This window comes from Lentzea miocenica (assembly GCF_033949945.1).
GTDB lineage: Bacteria > Actinomycetota > Actinomycetes > Mycobacteriales > Pseudonocardiaceae > Lentzea > Lentzea miocenica.
Window position 1 is genome coordinate 1 of sequence record NZ_JAXAVW010000006.1, and the last position, 16121, is coordinate 16121.

General features: G+C 67.7%; 15 protein-coding genes and 1 tRNA gene. 9 read left to right on the forward strand and 7 right to left on the reverse strand.

Annotated elements, in window-relative coordinates; genetic code table 11:
- Positions 1–299: 299 nt before the first annotated feature.
- The 5 genes from SK803_RS08675 to SK803_RS08695 all read left to right on the forward strand — a co-directional run bounded on the left by SK803_RS08675 (position 300) and on the right by SK803_RS08695 (position 5522).
- Positions 300–638 carry a WhiB family transcriptional regulator gene (locus SK803_RS08675; protein WP_406601503.1) on the forward strand — a complete coding sequence of 113 codons (339 nt, stop codon included), beginning with the start codon at positions 300–302 and terminating at the stop codon, positions 636–638.
- A gap of 131 nt (positions 639–769) precedes the next feature.
- Entirely contained in the window at positions 770–967 is a 198-nt protein-coding gene (locus tag SK803_RS46490; RefSeq protein ID WP_406601504.1) for a hypothetical protein, read from the forward strand.
- On the forward strand, positions 964–1542 hold the full coding sequence (locus tag SK803_RS08685; protein WP_319965297.1) for a hypothetical protein: 579 nt from the start codon (positions 964–966) through the stop codon (positions 1540–1542). The genes SK803_RS46490 and SK803_RS08685 overlap by 4 nt, the downstream gene beginning before the upstream one ends.
- Positions 1542–3608 carry a cell division protein FtsK gene (locus SK803_RS08690; protein ID WP_319965298.1) on the forward strand — a complete coding sequence of 689 codons (2067 nt, stop codon included), beginning with the start codon at positions 1542–1544 and terminating at the stop codon, positions 3606–3608. The genes SK803_RS08685 and SK803_RS08690 overlap by 1 nt, the downstream gene beginning before the upstream one ends.
- Before the next feature lie 153 nt (positions 3609–3761).
- Positions 3762–5522, forward strand: a complete 1761-nt coding sequence (locus SK803_RS08695; protein ID WP_319965299.1) for a recombinase family protein — start codon at positions 3762–3764, stop codon at positions 5520–5522.
- On the opposite strand, the gene SK803_RS08700 is transcribed toward SK803_RS08695, so the two are convergent.
- A tRNA-Leu gene (locus SK803_RS08700) sits at positions 5504–5586 on the reverse strand. The genes SK803_RS08695 and SK803_RS08700 overlap by 19 nt on opposite strands.
- Positions 5587–6132: 546 nt before the next feature.
- On the opposite strand from SK803_RS08700, the gene SK803_RS08705 reads away from it, so the two are divergent.
- Positions 6133–6810 (forward strand): squalene cyclase, encoded by a 678-nt coding sequence (locus tag SK803_RS08705; RefSeq protein WP_406601505.1) that lies wholly within the window; start codon positions 6133–6135, stop codon positions 6808–6810.
- Here SK803_RS08705 and SK803_RS08710 read toward each other — a convergent pair.
- Genes SK803_RS08710 through SK803_RS08725 form a run of 4 tightly spaced genes read right to left on the reverse strand, consistent with a single transcriptional unit; the run spans position 6807 to position 10130 of the window.
- Positions 6807–7412 carry a response regulator transcription factor gene (locus tag SK803_RS08710; protein WP_319965301.1) on the reverse strand — a complete coding sequence of 202 codons (606 nt, stop codon included), beginning with the start codon at positions 7410–7412 and terminating at the stop codon, positions 6807–6809. The two genes, SK803_RS08705 and SK803_RS08710, sit on opposite strands and share 4 nt — an antisense overlap.
- Positions 7409–8569, reverse strand: coding sequence for a sensor histidine kinase (locus tag SK803_RS08715; protein ID WP_319965304.1), 1161 nt, complete (start codon positions 8567–8569; stop codon positions 7409–7411). The genes SK803_RS08710 and SK803_RS08715 overlap by 4 nt, the downstream gene beginning before the upstream one ends.
- The gene (locus SK803_RS08720) at positions 8542–9249 is read right to left on the reverse strand and encodes an ABC transporter permease (RefSeq protein ID WP_319965305.1); all 708 of its coding nucleotides are present in this window, start codon (positions 9247–9249) and stop codon (positions 8542–8544) included. Before SK803_RS08720 ends, SK803_RS08715 begins: the two co-directional genes overlap by 28 nt.
- Positions 9246–10130 carry an ABC transporter ATP-binding protein gene (locus tag SK803_RS08725; protein WP_319965306.1) on the reverse strand — a complete coding sequence of 295 codons (885 nt, stop codon included), beginning with the start codon at positions 10128–10130 and terminating at the stop codon, positions 9246–9248. The genes SK803_RS08720 and SK803_RS08725 overlap by 4 nt, the downstream gene beginning before the upstream one ends.
- A gap of 139 nt (positions 10131–10269) precedes the next feature.
- Here SK803_RS08725 and SK803_RS08730 point away from each other — a divergent pair, with 139 nt between their 5' ends.
- Positions 10270–10812 carry an AAA family ATPase gene (locus SK803_RS08730; protein ID WP_319965307.1) on the forward strand — a complete coding sequence of 181 codons (543 nt, stop codon included), beginning with the start codon at positions 10270–10272 and terminating at the stop codon, positions 10810–10812.
- Positions 10813–10916: 104 nt separating this feature from the next.
- On the opposite strand, the gene SK803_RS08735 is transcribed toward SK803_RS08730, so the two are convergent.
- Positions 10917–11795 carry a LysR family transcriptional regulator gene (locus tag SK803_RS08735; protein ID WP_406601506.1) on the reverse strand — a complete coding sequence of 293 codons (879 nt, stop codon included), beginning with the start codon at positions 11793–11795 and terminating at the stop codon, positions 10917–10919.
- Positions 11796–11813: 18 nt separating this feature from the next.
- The gene (locus SK803_RS08740) at positions 11814–14663 is read right to left on the reverse strand and encodes an AfsR/SARP family transcriptional regulator (protein WP_319965309.1); all 2850 of its coding nucleotides are present in this window, start codon (positions 14661–14663) and stop codon (positions 11814–11816) included.
- 165 nt (positions 14664–14828) lie between these two features.
- Here SK803_RS08740 and SK803_RS08745 point away from each other — a divergent pair, with 165 nt between their 5' ends.
- Both SK803_RS08745 and SK803_RS08750 read left to right on the forward strand, forming a co-directional pair.
- Positions 14829–15296, forward strand: a complete 468-nt coding sequence (locus SK803_RS08745) for a peptidoglycan-binding domain-containing protein (RefSeq protein WP_319965310.1) — start codon at positions 14829–14831, stop codon at positions 15294–15296.
- A 123-nt stretch (positions 15297–15419) separates the two neighbouring features.
- On the forward strand, positions 15420–16088 hold the full coding sequence (locus SK803_RS08750) for a GAP family protein (protein WP_319965311.1): 669 nt from the start codon (positions 15420–15422) through the stop codon (positions 16086–16088).
- The last annotated feature ends 33 nt before the right edge of the window (positions 16089–16121 follow it).

Below are 16121 nucleotides of genomic sequence, written 5' to 3' on the forward strand. Positions count from 1 at the left end.
GTTTGGAGACGTGACACGGCGCATTTGGCGCTGTGTGCGGTCAAACGCGCCTTCATGTGCGCTGAAATCAATCAATTAGAGCTGAAATCGTCAGCTCACTCTTTGAAGGGCCATTCCTATGCGTACTTCTGTGTCTTCTGTTCACTCCATCCGCGAGACCGCTTGGGTGCTCGGCATCAGCCAGGGACTCGTGTTTCGGGCGATCCGGCTCGGGCTGTTGACGGCTGAGCGCCAGTACGGCCGTCTCGTCGTCCCCGGTAGCTCGCTTCGGCGAGTGCTCTCGGAGCCGGGGGTGCTTCGTGACTGATCTGCGGCTGGTCGGGATCGCCTGGTCGCTGGACGACCTGCGATGGGTGCCGACCGATGAGTTGACCGACGTCGTTCAGAGCGACGGGCTGTGCATGTGGGCGTTCACGGGGGATCCACCGTGGGCGGACGAGGAACTCACCGATCGAGAGCTGGCTGAGCGGCAGTGCTCCGGGTGTCCCGTGCGGGACGAGTGCTTGGAGCTGGAGTTGCGCACGGCCGGCGCTGAGACGGTCGGTGTGTGGGGTGCGCTGCCGGAGGACGAGCGGCGCGAGGTGCACCGGCACTGGCTTCAGCGCGGCGAACGGGCCGAGATGGGGCCGCGTTCATGAACGCCATCAGCGTCACTCCCACTCAGGTGCTGGCTGCGGTCGGTGTCCTCTTGGTTCTGGTGTTGGTCTGGCGGGCTGGCTCTCGTCGGGCGAAGGCCGCGGCGAACGCGGCGCGGACAAGCGTTCGACTGATGTCACTCGGTGGGCGCGTGGTCGTGAACGCCGTGCTGATCGTGATCGTTCAGTGGGTGGTCGTGACGCACGGCGGGAACGGCTGGCTGTTGTTCGCGGTGCTCGGAGTGCCGGCGTTGCTCGCGTCCTACACGCTGACGAAGGCACTCACGGTGACCACGTACGAGCCTCGTGGCCGTGGTGGTGATCGGAAGTGAGCGAGCCGATCGAGCGAGTTGCTGTGCAGGTGGACCGGTTGTGCTGGACCGGGATCCTGCTTGGGCTCGCGTTCACGATGACCAACGTTCAGCAGTTCGCCGCAGCTGGTGCAGCGGTGTGGTCGCTGGCCTGGTTTGCGGCGTGGCTGTTGGACCCGATGGTGTCGCTGGTGCTGCTGGCGATCCTCCGTGCCGAGCAGGTGACAGCTCGGCACGGGGTGCGGCTTGGCGGATGGGTGCGGGCGGCCAAGTGGTTCACGCTCGGGGCCACGTACGTCATGAACACCTGGAGTGCGTTCGTGGCCGGGTCCGCGGCGCTCGTGGTGTTGCACTCGGTGCCGCCGCTTGTTGTGTTCGTTGCTGCTGAGGCTGTGACGGAGTTGCGGGACAAGCTTGGGACTGCTGCGGAGGCCGTGGCACCCGCTCCGCGGACGTCGTTCGCGGAGTACCTGGCGGTGGCTCGTAAGGCTCGGAAGTCAGGGGCGAAGGTCTCGCCAGCTTGGGTCCGTGAGGTCACGGGTTGCTCGCGCGGGCTGTCCTCGAAGCTGGCAGCCGCGCTGAACGGGGACCAATGATGAGCGGGGAGCTGGTGCCTGCGGAGCAGGTCATCGAAGGGGAACTGGTCGACGAGCGTGCGGCGCTCGTCCGGCGGATCGAGACGACCTGGCGCTACTCGCGTGTGGTGCCTCCGGCGCTGAAGTCTCGGGAGGCGCTGAAGCTCGCCGCGAAGGATGCGCTCGCTTGGATGCTTCGGGCTCCACTCCGGTGTGCGAGTGCCGTCGGTCGTGGCCTGGTGGTTGCCGCGCGTGGCTGGCGGAACTGGGTTCGGGTGCGGGACTACCGCGACGCTGCCGAGCAGTCGGAGAAGCTGGCGGACAAGTTCGTTGAGATCCGCGCGCTGACGCTGTTCCGGTGGAAGGTCACCGGGACCGTGCTGCTTGCTGGTGGTGCGGTGATCACCGTGGCTTGGGTGCTCTACGGCGACGTGGTGTTGTGGAGCGTTGGAGGCGTCGGTGCGGCTGTGCTGGCGATCGTTGGACGAGCGAAGGACGGCTCACCAGGTCGGAAGTCCGTGCTCGCCGGACCGCGCAGGCTGACGTGGACGATGGATTCTCAGGTGCTGGTTGACGCGTTCCGGGATGCGAAGTTGATCGGGAAGGACGAGTCGCTGCGGCTGGTTGAGCGGGCGTCTCGGCAGGGCGCTGGTTGGGCGATCACGGTGGATCTGCCTGCTACGCGCAAGGCGGCCGACGTCGTGAAGCACCGGGAGGACCTGGCGTCGGCGCTGGCGGTGGACGAGATCCAGCTGAGTGTTGAGCGCGTGCGCGGCAATGGCGGTCATGCCGGGCGTGTGGCGATGCGGGTGGCTGATGAGGATCCGTACGCCTCACCGCCGATCGGAACGCCGTTGCTCGCGGTCGAGCGTTGGGACGCGTGGCGGCCGGTGCCGTTCGGTACCGATGCGCGTGGACGGCGGATCGACTTGCCGTTGGTGTGGACGTCGGTGCTCATCGGCGCGATTCCTCGGCAGGGCAAGACGATGGCCGAACGGTTGGCTGCTGCTGGGTTGATTCTCGATCCGTATGCGCGGCTGTACGTCGCCGACTTCAAGAACGGGAAGGACTGGCAGGCTGCGGAGCAGGTCGCGCACCGGTTCATGGCTGGCGACGACAGCGAACACGTGTTGGCGTTCCTGGACTGGCTCGTGGAGCTGGTTGCGGACGTTCAGCGGCGGTATCGGCGGATGCAGGACTTGGACGACGTGACGTGTCCCGAGTCGAAGGTGACTCCGGCGATGTCTCGTGATCCGTCGCTGGACATGCCGATCACGGCGTTGATCGTCGACGAGGTCCACATTGCACTGGAGGATCGCACTCCTGTTGTGGTGCAAGGGAAGAAGCTCACGGCAGGGGAGCAGATCGGCGAGCTGCTGACGTGGCTCGCGAAGAAGGCTCCGGCGGCCGGCCTGGTCCTGGTGCTCGCTACACAGCGGCCGGACAGCAACACGATTCCGTCGAAGTTGCGGGCGGTGCTCGGGTCGCGGTTCGCGTTGCGGGTCATGGACTGGCGGGACAGCAACATCGTGCTCGGGGAGCAGATGAACACCCGCGGGTACGACAGCAGCCGATTGCTTCCGTCGCACAAGGGCGTCGGCATTCTGCGGCCGGACGGTGAGACACAGGCTGGGGCCGATGTGCTCGCGCTGACCGTGCGGACGTTCTACATGCCCAACGAGGACTGGCGGGCGATCTGCGAACGAGGCCGTGCGCTCCGAGAGGTCGAAGGCACGTTGACCGGTCAGGCTGCTGGGCAGGACGCGCCGTTGCTCCATCGTGCGGAGGTTGTGCAGGGGAGCGGTGGGCCGAGTCGCGACGAGATCGAGTTGCCGGAGCCGTTGGCGGCGGTCGTGGACTACCTCGGTGACGGACTGGACGAGCGGGAGTTCGTGCCTACGGCCGAGCTGGTGGAGGCGCTGGACGTCGAGCCCACGACGTTCGGGAAGGACATGGGCGACCTTGGTTGCCGGCCCACGAGGCAGTACGTCCAAGAGGAGGACAGCACACGCCGCGTGCGCGGTTACCTGACGGCGGACATCCGAGCGTCGATTGTTGAAATCGGCGCATCAGGTGGATCAGTCTGATGACCTGCGGAGAAGCTGACCGGCTGCGGGTGGTCGTTCATGTTCCTGCTGATCCGCCTGTTCTCACCAGGGAGGCAAGCCGCATACTGCTGGAGATGTTGCGTGACGCAACCGAGGTCGAGGCGCTTGATGCGCCTCGGGAGAGGGGGTCGAGTGACTGTTGAAATCAGCCCGAATCCATGGGCGACGCTGGATGAACTGCTCGGTGTCGAAGTCGTTGACGCGAGGCGTGATGACGTCGGGCCGGTGGCGTTCTACGGTCGCTGTTCGACCGAGGACAACCAGGACCCTGAGACGTCGCACGCTTGGCAGTTCGGCAACGCGCAGAAGTTCGTCGAGCCCTTGGGAGGAGTGCTTATCGATGAGTTCTTCGACATCGGGCAGTCTCGTTCCGTCCCGTGGGAACGACGTCCGCGCGCCGCACGGCTCTTGGAGTCGCTGAAGGACCCGAACCGCACCTGGACTGCCCTCGTAGTGGGGGAGGGGACGCGATGCTGGTTCGGCAACCAGTTCTCGCTGATCGCTCCGCGGTTCGAGGCGTACGGCGTCGATCTCTGGGTGCCGGAACTGGGCGGCAAGTACGACCCACGCAATCCCTCGCACAAGATGCTGATGAGCGTGCTTGGCGGCATGAGCGAGTCGGAGCGACAGCACGTTCAGGCACGTGTCCGGGCAGCGATGGATGCGCAGGTGGTGAACGAGGGGCGTCACCAGGGCGGTCGTGCGCCGTACGGGTACACCGTGGTTGATGGCGGGCCGCATCCGAACCCGCGTAAAGCAGCTGAGGGCTACCGACTGCGAATTCTCGCGGTCGATGACGAGACGGCCCCGGTTGTGAGGCGGATCTTCGCGGACTACCTGACGGGTGAACTCGGGGATCGAGCGATCGCGGCTCGGCTCAACCGAGACGGCGTGCCGTGTCCGTCGGCGCATCGGCCTGAGCAGAACCGACACCGACCGGGTGACGGCTGGCAGGGGAGCACCGTGCGCGCGATCTTGGACAACCCGCGATACACCGGGTACGCGGTGTTCGGTCGCTGGCGGAAGTTCGAGACGTTGCTGGACTTTGATGACGTCGCTGCTGGCCACGTCGTCAAGTTTCGGCGTTCGACCCCTGATCAGGTTGTTCGGTCGAGAGTGCCTGCGCATCCGGATTTGGTGACTGTCGAGGACTTCACTCAGTCGCAGCTTCTGCGCCGTTCGCGGGCAGCGGGAGGAATGAGGGGACGCGCGAAGTTGGAACGCACCCGTGTGAGGGGTACACGGCCGTACATCTTCCGAGGGCTGGTGAGGTGCGGGATATGTTCCCGAAGGATGCAAGCGGCGACGATTCGGAAGAGCCACACCTACTACCGGTGCCACGCTCGCACCTTGGCGCCGGGCTCACATGCGCTGTCTGAGCATCCGCCCACGGTGAACCTCGCTGAGGAAGTTGTTCTCGAACCGCTCAACAAGTGGCTGTGCCAGATTTTCAACCGGCAGAGCATTGATCGGACTGTCGCGGGGATGGTCGCGTCCCAGGACGATCCGAGCGGAAGATCGAGCAGGGAGGTCGTAAAGAAGCGCCTGGCGGACGCGGAAGCCAAGCTGCGGCGTTTCCAGGCGGCGATCGCGGCTGGCGTCGATCCGGTCGCGCTGGTGGATGCGATCAACGAGACGGAGGAACAGCGGGCCGCGGCCAGTGCTGAACTGAACGGTCTACCCGCGCCGAACCTGGCGTCCGCGGCTGAGTTGCAGGCGGCGGTGGACTCGCTGGCGGATGTGACGGCAGTCATCAAGGAAGGTGAGCCGGAGAAGCTGGCGAGACTCTACGGAGAACTCGGGATCGAGCTGAAGTACGACAAAGCAAAAGAGGCCGTCTATGCGACGACCTCTCCGCGTGTACTTAGCGGTTGTGTCCGAGGGGGGACTTGAACCCCCACCCCCTTTCGGGGACTAGCACCTCAAGCTAGCGCGTCTGCCATTCCGCCACCCGGACGTATTCAGTTCTGCCGCAGCTCACGCCGTGGTGTGCCCATAGATTACATGATCGTCGACGCGCGCCAAAATCGGGGCGTTGGGTGGGTGTTTGTGCTGGTAGGGGCGATGTTGGTGGGCTGGTTAGGGCGGGAGAAAGTCGATCACACCGGCTGTGATGTGGGGCGGTGATCATGGCTTCGGTGGCTTGAACGCGTGGGTGAGTGAGGTGCGGCGAACAGAGGTGGCCACCGCTTGCGAGGGTGGGCCCGGTCGGGTCGTATGTCGCTGGGCGGGTGCCTGGCGCGGTTAGGGTCGCTGGGTGGGTGAGTTGACGGGGTGGTTGCTCGACTCGGATCCGGCCCTGCGGTAGCAGGTGGAGCGGGACTTGGTGCGTGAGCCTCGGGCGGTTTGGGAGGCGACGCGGGCTCGGGTTGCGGTTGAGGGGTTTGGGGCGCGGCTGCTTGAGGCGCAGGGTGCGGACGGGATGTGGGCTGGTGGGGCGTTCTTTCCCGCTGGGTTTGGAGGGGGAGGGGGTGGACAGCCTTGGACGGCTACTACGTGGTCGTTGACGTCGCTTAGGGAGTGGGGGCTCGACGCTGAGGTGTTGCGGCGGCGGCGGACGGTTGAGTTGTTGGCCGCTAATGCTCGGTGGGAGTACGAGGGGTTGCCCTATTGGGGTGGGGAGGTTGACGTCTGCATCAACTCTTGGACGTTGGCCAACGGGGGTTGGCTTGGGGCCGATGTGCGGGGGATTGCGGAGTGGTTTGGGGCGCATCAGCTTGGGGAGGGTGGGTGGAATTGTGAGTGGGTTGAGGGGTCTACGAGGTCGTCGTTTCACTCGACGCTCAACGCGCTCAAGGGGTTGTGGGCTTATGAGCAGGTGACTGGGGTGGGTGGCTCGGAGCGGGAGCAGGGGGAGGAGTACCTGCTTGAGAGGGAGTTGTTCAGGCGGTTGTCCACTGGCGAGGCGGTTGCGGAGTGGGTTGCTGAGTTTCGGTCGCCGTTCAGGTGGGGGTACAGCGTGCTCAACGCGATGGAGTACTTCCGGGCGGCTGGGCGGAAGGACCCGCGGATGGGGGCGGCGATCGAGATGATTCGGGCGGCCCGGCAGGAGGACGGGACCTGGTTGCAGGCTGGGCGGCATCCTGGGGCGGTGTGGTTTGAGATCGACGTGCCACGAGGGGAGCCGTCCAAGTGGCTCACGTTGTTCGGCACGCGGGTTCTTGAGTGGTGGGACAGTTAGATCCAGCCTCGGGCTCTTGCGAAGCGGGCGGCCTCGTGGCGGTTGGAGGCGCTGGTTTTGCCCACGGCTGAGGACAGGTAGTTGCGGACTGTGCCTGGGGACAGGGAGGCTCGGCGGGCTATTTCGTCGATGGGGGCGCCTTCCAGGGCCAGTTCCAGGACGTCGGCTTCTCTTGGGGTTAAAGGATTGTCGCCTGCGCTGATGGCTTCGGCGGCCAGGGCGGGGTCCACGTAGCGGCCTCCTGCGTGGACGGTGCGGACGACGGTGGCGAGGACGTCGGACGAGACCGTTTTGGGGAGGAAGCCGCGTACGCCGGCGGCCAGGGCTCGTTTCAGGTGGCCTGGGCGGCCGTGGCTGGTGACGATCATGGTGGAGCAGGTGGGTAGTTCGGACGACAGGGCTTGGGCTACTGAGACGCCGTCGAGGTCTGGCATTTGCAGGTCGATCACGGCCACGTCCGGGCGGACCACTCGGGCGGTGGCCAGGGCTTCGGCGCCGGTGGCGGCTTGAGCCACTACTTCCAGGTCGTCTTCCAGTGACAGCAGGGCGGCCATGGCGCCTCGGATCAGGTGTTCGTCGTCGGCCAGCAGGATGCGGATCACGGGAGCTCCACGGTCAGCACGAAGCGGTTCGGGGGTTCGGGGGTCGCGGTTACCGAACCGCCCAGGGCTGAGACGCGTTCGCGCAGGCCTGTCAGGCCGCTGCCGAAGCGGAAGCCGGACGAGGTGACACCGTCGTTGGTCATGGTGAGAACGTTGCCGCGCAACGTGATCGTGCACGTGGTGGCTTCGCTGTGGCGCAGGACGTTGGTGACGCCTTCGCGGACGGCCCAGCCCAGGGTGTCCGCGTGGTCGGCTGTGCTGACCTCGCCGATGACGCGGCAGTCGATGCCCGCGGAGTCGAGCAGCGAGCGGGCGCCGGCCAGTTCTACGGAGAGGTCGGCGGTTCGGTAGCCGCTCACCACGGCGCGCAGTTCGTCCAGCGAGTCGTGGGCGATGCGGCGGACCTCGAGCATCTCGTCGATCGCGGAGAGGCGGCCGCGGCGTGCCAGTTGGGCAGCCAGGTCGGCTTTGAGCGCTACGACGGAGAGGTTGCGGCCCACCACGTCGTGCAGGTCGCGGGCGAAGCGGAGGCGTTCTTCGGCCACGGCCAGGCTGGCGCGGATCTCGCGGGAGCGGTCCAGCTCCCACACGAGGCCCAGCATCCACAACGTCGTGCGGAACGCGAAGACCACGAGTTGCAGCATGAGCGCGCCGAAGAAGGCTTGGTCTGGCGGAGAGGTGAGGAACAGGAAGGCGCCGCCGGCCGCGGCCACCAGGACGAGAACGCGGGGACGGAGCACGGCCGAGAGGCTCGTGACCGTCAGGACCAGGAAGATCACCGCGATGCCGTTGGCCGGGCTGTCGTTCTTGCCGGGCGTCGGATGCGGGTACGCGAGCTGGCCGGCTACCAGCACGACGCAGGTGAAGATCAGCAAGGCCGCCAGCAGCCGGCGCGGGAAAGGGGCCTTGCCGAGGTGGTGCTCGATGCCGAAGTGGACGAGCGGGGCGCTCAGCGCCGTGTGGATCAGCACCGCCGCCACCAGTGCGATCAGGGCGGCGGTGCTGATCTCCGCGGTCAGGCTGATGATCAGCAACGGTGGCAGGACCAGGTAGCTGAGGTAGAACGTCGCGCGGACGTAGAAGTCGAACCGCTTCGCGTTGCCGCGGGACTGCCACCAGCCGAGCAAGGTCACCTCCTGGGATCCCAGCGGAACCACCGGCGTACAGCGTAGATCCCCAGGCCGATCCACACCGCCAGGACGATCATCGGCTGCAGCACGGGACCGTCGGCCCAGCCCGCCCGCACCAGGTCGAGCACCGGGGTCAGCGGCAGCAGGCGCACGACGGACCCGACGCCGTCAGGGAAGACCGACAGCGGGAAGAACAGCCCTGAGCCGAGCAGGCACGCGATCAGCACCGGCAGCGACGTCACCTGTGCCATCTCCACGGTCCGTGTGAACGCCGACGACACGGCGGCCAGCAACGCGAAAACGGCCACGCCACCAACAACGCCCAGCACGAGGAACCACGGCCGTGACGGCAAATCGGCACCGGTCACCACACCGACGATCACCGCGAACAACACGATCTGTCCCAACGCCACCACGACGGACGGCAGGGAAGCGCCGAACAGGATCTCCGGATCCCTCAGCTCGCCAACGCGAAGACGCTTCAGAACGAGCTCCTCACGCCGTGCCACGAAGGTGGTGACCAGGTTGTAGTACACCGCCATCAGCAGCACGAACCCGACGAGCCCCACGATCAGCGGCACGCCCTCCGCGTTCGCGGCCATCAACGCCGGCGCGATCAGCAACGGCAGCAGCAGCGAGTTGAACAGCGCGGTCTTGTTGCGCCAGAACAACGTCAGCTCGGCCTGCCCGACAGCCACGGCCCTCATGCCGCCTCCTCCGCGATCGCCAGGAACGCCTCCTCGAGAGACGCCGACCGGGCGTCCAATCCGGACAGTTCCACCGAATTGGCATGAGCCCACGCAAGCAACTCGTGCAGCGTTTCCTGCAAGTTGTTGGTCCGCACGTTCGCCCGCCCCGACGTGTCGACATCGGCCACAACGGGCAGCGCGACCCCGGCGGGAGCGAAGAACGAAATGCGAGACGGATACGCGTCCACCACCTCGGACACCGTTCCCTGTGCGACGATCCGGCCGCGGTGCATGATCGCCAGCCGATCGGCCAGCGCCTGCGCCTCCTCCAGATAATGCGTGGTCAGCAGCACCGTCACGCCCTCACGCAGCAGAGCGCGAATCAGTTCCCACGTGTTGCGGCGACTTTCCGGATCGAGTCCGGTCGTCGGCTCGTCGAGGAACAACACCTCGGGCTTGCCCAGCAACGCCAGCGCCAGATCGAGCCGCCGCCGCTCACCGCCGGACAGCTGCTTGACCCGCACCGAAGCCCGATGTGTCAGGTCGACAAGAGACAACGCTTCATCAACCGGGCGCGGGGACGTCAACGTCCCCGCCCACATCTTTGTGGCCTCGGTCACGGTCAGGTCAGGCGGGAAACCGCCTTCCTGCAGCATCACGCCCATCCGAGGCCGAACGAGAGAGCGCTCTCGAAACGGATCATGGCCCAGCACCGAAACAGTGCCCTCCGCCGGACGTGAGAGCCCTTCCACAACTTCGACGGTGGACGTCTTTCCCGCACCGTTCGTACCGAGCAAAGCGAACATCTCGCCCCGCTCGACATCAAATGAGACGCCCCGCACGGCTTCGAATCCCCCGCTGTACCGGCGCGTCAGCCCTCGCACCTCGATCACTGTCATAGGCCCAGGATCTCGGCAAACACGGGTCGAAGGCAGTGCCGTGGCACACCAGAAAGCCATGACAGATGTCATGCCCGCTATCTGAGGGGTTTCCCCGAGTCCACTCGCGACGGTCGCGCTCTCACCTAGTCTCGCCTCAGTGACCGACCCGGTCCAGCTGCGCCGCCGCGCCGGGTCAGGTCACCGCCGGGGTCCGGCGGGCGGCAGGGGTCCGCCGGTCCCCGTCCAAGCCGAGGGGAGTCGTCACGTGCAGGAACAGCTGCGCGGACGCCACGGGGAGCTCGCCGCGCTGCGGGCCGCGTTCGAGGCCGCCGCCACCCGCGGACGTCTCGCCGTGGTGCGCGGTGAGCAGGGGAGCGGTCGAACCGAGCTGCTGCGGCAGGCCGCGGCGATGTGGCGGGCGGAGGGGGTGGCGGTGGTCAGCCACCGCCCGCGATCACGCGCTGTCGTGCTGGTCGACGACGCCGACCACCTCCCGGACCCGGTCCTCACCGCGACCGCGATGAGGATGCCCGGCTGCCTCGTCGTCGCCGTCTGCGTGAACGACACCGAGCTGGCCGAGGTCGCGGACGTCGTCATCGACCTGTCAACGTTGTCGGACCATAGCCGGTCCGCTGGAACAACCGCGTCAGCTTCGCCTCCACGCTCTTCTCGGTCGTGCGCAGCACTCCGGCGAAGTTAGCGGTTCGTCAGCCCTTCCGCGACCAGCGAGGCCAGCAGCCGTTCCTGCTCGGCCGTTGTCGCCGCACGACCAGGGGTCGCGGGTGGCGTTGGCGACGGCGATGCTCACGGGTGAGTACCGCTGACGAGTGCGTCCACCACCACGGACGCAGGTTCGGACAGAGTGAGCCACGCCACGACAACGCGATGCCTCTCTCGCGAACCGCGCACCCGTAGCACTTGCACGCCATGAGGAACTGACCCTGCGAGAGACTCGGGCAACGTCGTGATGCCGGCCCCGGAAGCAACGAGTTGCAGCTTCGCCATCCAGTCACGGGCCATGTGCGCGACGGCAGGTCGTTCGTCCAGACCGGGCCACACGCCGAGACCTGGTGGCGGGCTCGCGATCCACGCCCAGCCCCGCAGATCTGCGACGTCCACGAAGTCCCTGTGCGCCAACGGATGCGTGGACGGCACGGCCAGCAGCAGCTCGCGCTCGTCGAGAACCTTGGTGCGCAGCGCCGGTGTTTCGTCGTCCAGTGGCGATTCGGACGTGAGCACCGCGAGATCAACGGTCCGGGCTCGCAGCGCGCGCACGAGTGATGCGGTGGTGCCCTCGCGTGTGGTCACCGTCAACGCCGGATGGCTGCGCCTCAACGCTGCCAGTGCCGTCGGGACGAGAGTGCCGCCCGCGCTCGTGAACCATCCGAGCCGTACGGTGCCCGCGGTCGCAGGCAGTCCGGACAACTCACGGCTCGCGGCGTCGAGTTGCGCAAGCACCAGACCTGCGTGCCGCAGCAGCACGTGCCCGGTATCGGTCAGTAGAACGCCATCACGCTGACGATCGAGCAACGGCGCACGCACGACCCGTTCGAGAGCGGCGATCTGCCGGGACACCGCGGACTGCGTGTAGCCCAGCGCGGAGGCCGCCGAGCTGAGCGTGCCCCGCTCGGCCACCTCCTGGAACACCCGCAACGCCACCAGCGGAACCGCCGTGAGATCCATGACCGCCATGTATACGGGTCACGGGTGGTAGCGCCCCAGAATTTCAGTGATCCCCCCAGCACCGTTGAACGTCAGGCGTGGCGCGTAGGGCGGCGACGACCGGTGCCGCGGTCGCGACCGGCCGAGGACGGGCTGCGTCAGGTGAGGTCGTCCAGTTGTCGCTGCACTCGCGCGGCGTCCTCGTCGCGGCCCTGGTCCCGGTACAGCTGCAACGCCTCGCGCCAGGCCGCGCGCCTGCTCGTGGCGGCCGAGCGCGGCGAGGGGATGGCCCACGCCGTCGAGGGAGTTCGCGACCTCGTAGGCGTCGCCGAGGGCGCGACGCAGGGCGAGAGCTCGGTGGTAGTCGTCGACGGCCTGGTGGTCGCCGGCGCGATGAGCGATGAACCCCAGGCTGTCCAGGGTCGCGGCCTCACCGTCGGGGTACCGGTGTTGCCGATGCAGGGAGAGGGCGTCGTGACAGCGGGCGCGAGCGGTGTCGAAGTCGCCCAGTGCCGCGGCGTACCAGCCCACCTGGTTGAGCGCGTGGGCTTCCTCCACCGGCTGGTCGGCCGCGCGGTGCAGGTCCAGGGCCTGCCGGGCGTGGTTCAGGGCCTGCCGGTCGTGTCCCCGTTGTCCCCAGGCTGACGCGAGTGCCCGGTGGCTGTGTGCTTGTTCGGCCAGGTCGCGGTGGAGCACAGCCAGGTCGAGGGCCTGATCCAGGTGTGCGACAGCCTCCTCGTGCAGACCCAGCCGGGAACAGGCGTTGCCGAGGCTTCGGTGGGCGCGGCTGCGGGCGGTGGGGTCGTCGGGCAGGTGGCCGAGCGCCGTGCGCCACACCGCGACCGCGTCGTGCCGGTGTCCCCGCCGGACGTGGAAGGTGTCCAGTGCCCAGGCGAGGTGCCACACCACGTGGTGGCGGCCGAGGGCCGCGGCGGTCCGCTGGGTCGCGAGGAGGGTGGCGTGCTCGGCGTCCAGCCAGGTCATGGCGGACGCGGCGGCGGGCAGCGGTTGCGGATGGACGCCGGGCGCCGGCGGATCGAGGTGGACGAGGGGGCGGTGAAGGTTCAGCAGAAGGTCGGCGGCGTGGGCGGTGTGCAGGTGGAAGTCCATCACCCAGGTCAGAGCGGTCAGCCGCACGTCGTTGTGGAGGTCGTGGGCGGTGGTGGCGGCGTAGGCACGGACCAGGTCGTGCATCGCGTACCGGCCGTGTGGCCGTCGCTCCAGCAGGGACGCCTCTTCCAGCACCGACAACGCTCTGCGCGCGCGGTCCGGAGGAAGGCCGGTCAAGGCCACCACGGCGGGCAGGGTCGTGTCCGGGCCGGGACTGATGCCCAGCAGCCCGAACACGGTCCGGTGTTCGTCGCTGAGCCTGCGCAGGGAGCAGGACAGCACGGCGGGCAGGCTCGCGGCGGGATCGGTGTCGTGATCGAGCATCTTGAGGCCCAGCTCACGCAGTTCGGCGGCGATCTCGGACAAGCGGATGCCGGGGCGCGAGGCGTGGCGGGCGGTGATCGACAAGGCCAGCGGGTAGCCACCGCACACGTCCAGCAGCTCTTCGACCGAATCGGGCTCGGCGGCGACGCGGTCGGTGCCGAGGCGTGCGGTCAGCAGCGCGCGTGCCTCGTCATGGGTGAGGGCGCCCAGGGGCAGGTGCCGGGAGCCGTGCCGGTCGATCAGCGAAGCGGGCCTCTGGCGGCTGGTGACCAGCACGGTGCAAGCCGCGCTGCCCGGCAGCAGAGGAACCACCTGCTCAGAGTCGTTGGCGTTGTCGAGCACGATCAGCATCCGCCGGTCCGCCACCAGGCTGCGGTACAGCGCCGCTTTCGTGTCCAGGCCGGCGGGCACGCGGTCCGGGGACACCCCGAGTGCCGTGAGGAATCCGAACAGCGCGGCGTCGGGCGCGACCGGTTGTTCGGTGGGGTTGAACCCGCGCAGGTCGGTGAACAGCTGCCCGTCGGGGTACAGGTCCGCGTGCTGGTGTGCCCACCACAGCGCCAGCCAGGTCTTGCCGATCCCGCCCGCTCCGCCGATCGCCGAGATGACCACCGTTGCGGCGCCCGGTTTCAGCGCTTCGTCCAGGCGGGCCAGTTCGGCGCCGCGGCCGGTGAACCACAGCGGCAGCGCGGGCAACTGTCTCGGCACCGGCTGGGTCGGTCTCACCGGTGCCTCGCCGGTGAGGATGCGCTGGTGGAGGCTTTGCAGAGCGGCACAGGGATCGGTGCCCAGCTCGTCGACCAGCCGCCCGCGCAGTTGCCGGTAGTGAGCGAGGGCATCGGCCGTGCGTCCGGCACGGTGCAACGCCTCCATGAACTGGCCGGCCACACGTTCGTCCAACGGCCATTGGGCGGCGCGAGCGCTCAGCGGAGCCACCAGGTCTTCGGTGTCGCCCAAGCGCAGCAGAACGTCGGTCAGATCGCACTCGGCGTTCAGGTGCTGCTGGTTCAGCCGGTCGCGTTCGGCCTCCGCCCACTCGCCCGTCACCCCGGTCAGCGGCTCGCCGTGCCACTGCTCCAGCGCCTGTTCCAGCACTGCCGCGCGCTTCCCGTCGTCATCGCAGGACCGGGCCTGCGCGCACAGATCGGTGAAGCGGTGCAGGTCGATGGTCGAGCGCTCGACCTCCAGGCAGTAACCCCCGGAGCGGCGGGCGATCACCGAAGCACCGGCGCCGGCGAGCAGCGGTCGCAGGCGGGACAGGTAGTTGAGCAACGTCGCCCTGGCGCGCAGCGGCGGGTTCTCGCCCCACACCCGCTCCATCAGCCGGTCCACCGACACCACCTGGCCCGCGTCCACCGCCAGCGCGGCCAGCACGCATCGTTGCCGTGCGGGTCCGAGGTCGAGCGCGCGGCCGCCGGTCAGCACCGCTGTTCCACCCAAAAGCAGAAATTCCATCCGGTGGTCCCCGAAGGTCACTGGTTTTGATTCGTCCTACCAGTGCTGACCAGCGGATTGTTGAAGAACGCTGAAGTTTCACGGAGATGGCCGCCCACTGTGGATCCCGCCGCAACAGACACCCGGACAGCGGGGTCACGGCGAATCCATCGGAGGGGGAGCTTCATGTTCGCAACGCTCAAGAGGACCGGCCTGGCCCTGGTGCTGGCCGCTGGTGCCGTGCTCACCGGAGCGGCGCCCGCACCAGCTACGGTGGCCGCGGAGGTCGCGTGCGACAGCTACACCCACGTGAGGGTGCCCAGCGTCAGCGGGTGGTACCTCCACGTGCCGTCGCTCGGCGCGAACTCCGGGAACTACAACTGCGTCGTGGTCCGGGGGCACCGCGGCTTCCCCGTCCTGGTGCTGCAGGAGAGCCTGGTCGCGTGCTACGGCCAGTACGTCGGCCCCAACGGCCCGGACAGCGATTTCGGCGGCAACACCGAGCACGCGGTGAGGAACGCCCAGGCGAGGATCAGCCAGCCCTCGGTGAGCGTGGACGGCCGCTTCGGCCCCAAGACCAGCTTCTACTTCTCCTTCCAGGCCTACGACCACAACAACGGCGGCAGGCACACCAGCGTGTGCTACCGCAGGTGACTCGGGGGCACGTTGCGGTCGTGAGATCGACACCGTAATGTCACGACCGTACTAAAAACCGGCGGCGAGCCGGGACGGCGGGGAGGCCGTCCGGCTCGCCGCCTTCTGCCGACGGGGGAACGAGTGACACTGGGGCTGGTCGCGGCGCTGGCGGGGTTGGCGTTGCTGGACTCGACGAGCATCGGGACGTTGTTCATCCCGATCTGGCTCATGCTCACGCCAGGACGGCTGCGGCTGTCCCGGTTCGGCGTCTACCTCGGCACCATCACGGTGTTCTACTTCGCGGTCGGCGTTCTGATCGTGCTGGGCGCCTCGCAGGTGGTGGACCACCTCGACGGCCCGGTCGCGCTGTGGGCCCAGCTGGTGATCGGCGTGTTCCTGTTCGTCGTCAGTTTCCGGTTCGACAGCAAGAAGAAGCCGAACACCGGGAAGTGGCAGAGCCGGATCAACGCCAACGGGTCGGTGGCGGCGCTGGCGGGCGTCGCGGTGCTCGCGGGCGTGGTCGAGCTCGCGACGATGCTGCCGTACCTGGGTGCGATCGGGATGATGAGCGCCGCCGACCTCGGTCCGGCCCAGATCGGGTTGCTGCTGGCCGGATACTGCCTGGTCATGATCGTGCCGGCGGTGCTGCTGCTCGGCGGGCGGCTGGCGTTGCGGAGCCGGGTCGAACCATTTCTGCGCCGGATCAGCACGTGGTTCGCGGAGAAGGGCGCGGGCATGACGGGCTGGATTCTCGGCATCGCCGGGTTCCTGGTGGCACGAGATGCCATCGCTCGGCTGTTCTTCCTGTGAACCATTTGGTCCAGTTGGCTGAACGACCCGGTT

Bases quoted from the DNA above. Each gene is read 5' to 3' on its own strand.
- SK803_RS46490 (WP_406601504.1), top strand. From the start codon at position 770: ATGTCACTCGGTGGGCGCGTGGTCGTGAACGCCGTGCTGATCGTGATC.
- SK803_RS08690 (WP_319965298.1), top strand. From the start codon at position 1,542: ATGAGCGGGGAGCTGGTGCCTGCGGAGCAGGTCATCGAAGGGGAACTG.
- SK803_RS08720 (WP_319965305.1), bottom strand. From the start codon at position 9,249: ATGAGGGCCGTGGCTGTCGGGCAGGCCGAGCTGACGTTGTTCTGGCGC.
- SK803_RS08725 (WP_319965306.1), bottom strand. From the start codon at position 10,130: ATGACAGTGATCGAGGTGCGAGGGCTGACGCGCCGGTACAGCGGGGGA.
- SK803_RS08735 (WP_406601506.1), bottom strand. From the start codon at position 11,795: ATGGATCTCACGGCGGTTCCGCTGGTGGCGTTGCGGGTGTTCCAGGAG.
- SK803_RS08740 (WP_319965309.1), bottom strand. From the start codon at position 14,663: ATGGAATTTCTGCTTTTGGGTGGAACAGCGGTGCTGACCGGCGGCCGC.
- SK803_RS08745 (WP_319965310.1), top strand. From the start codon at position 14,829: ATGTTCGCAACGCTCAAGAGGACCGGCCTGGCCCTGGTGCTGGCCGCT.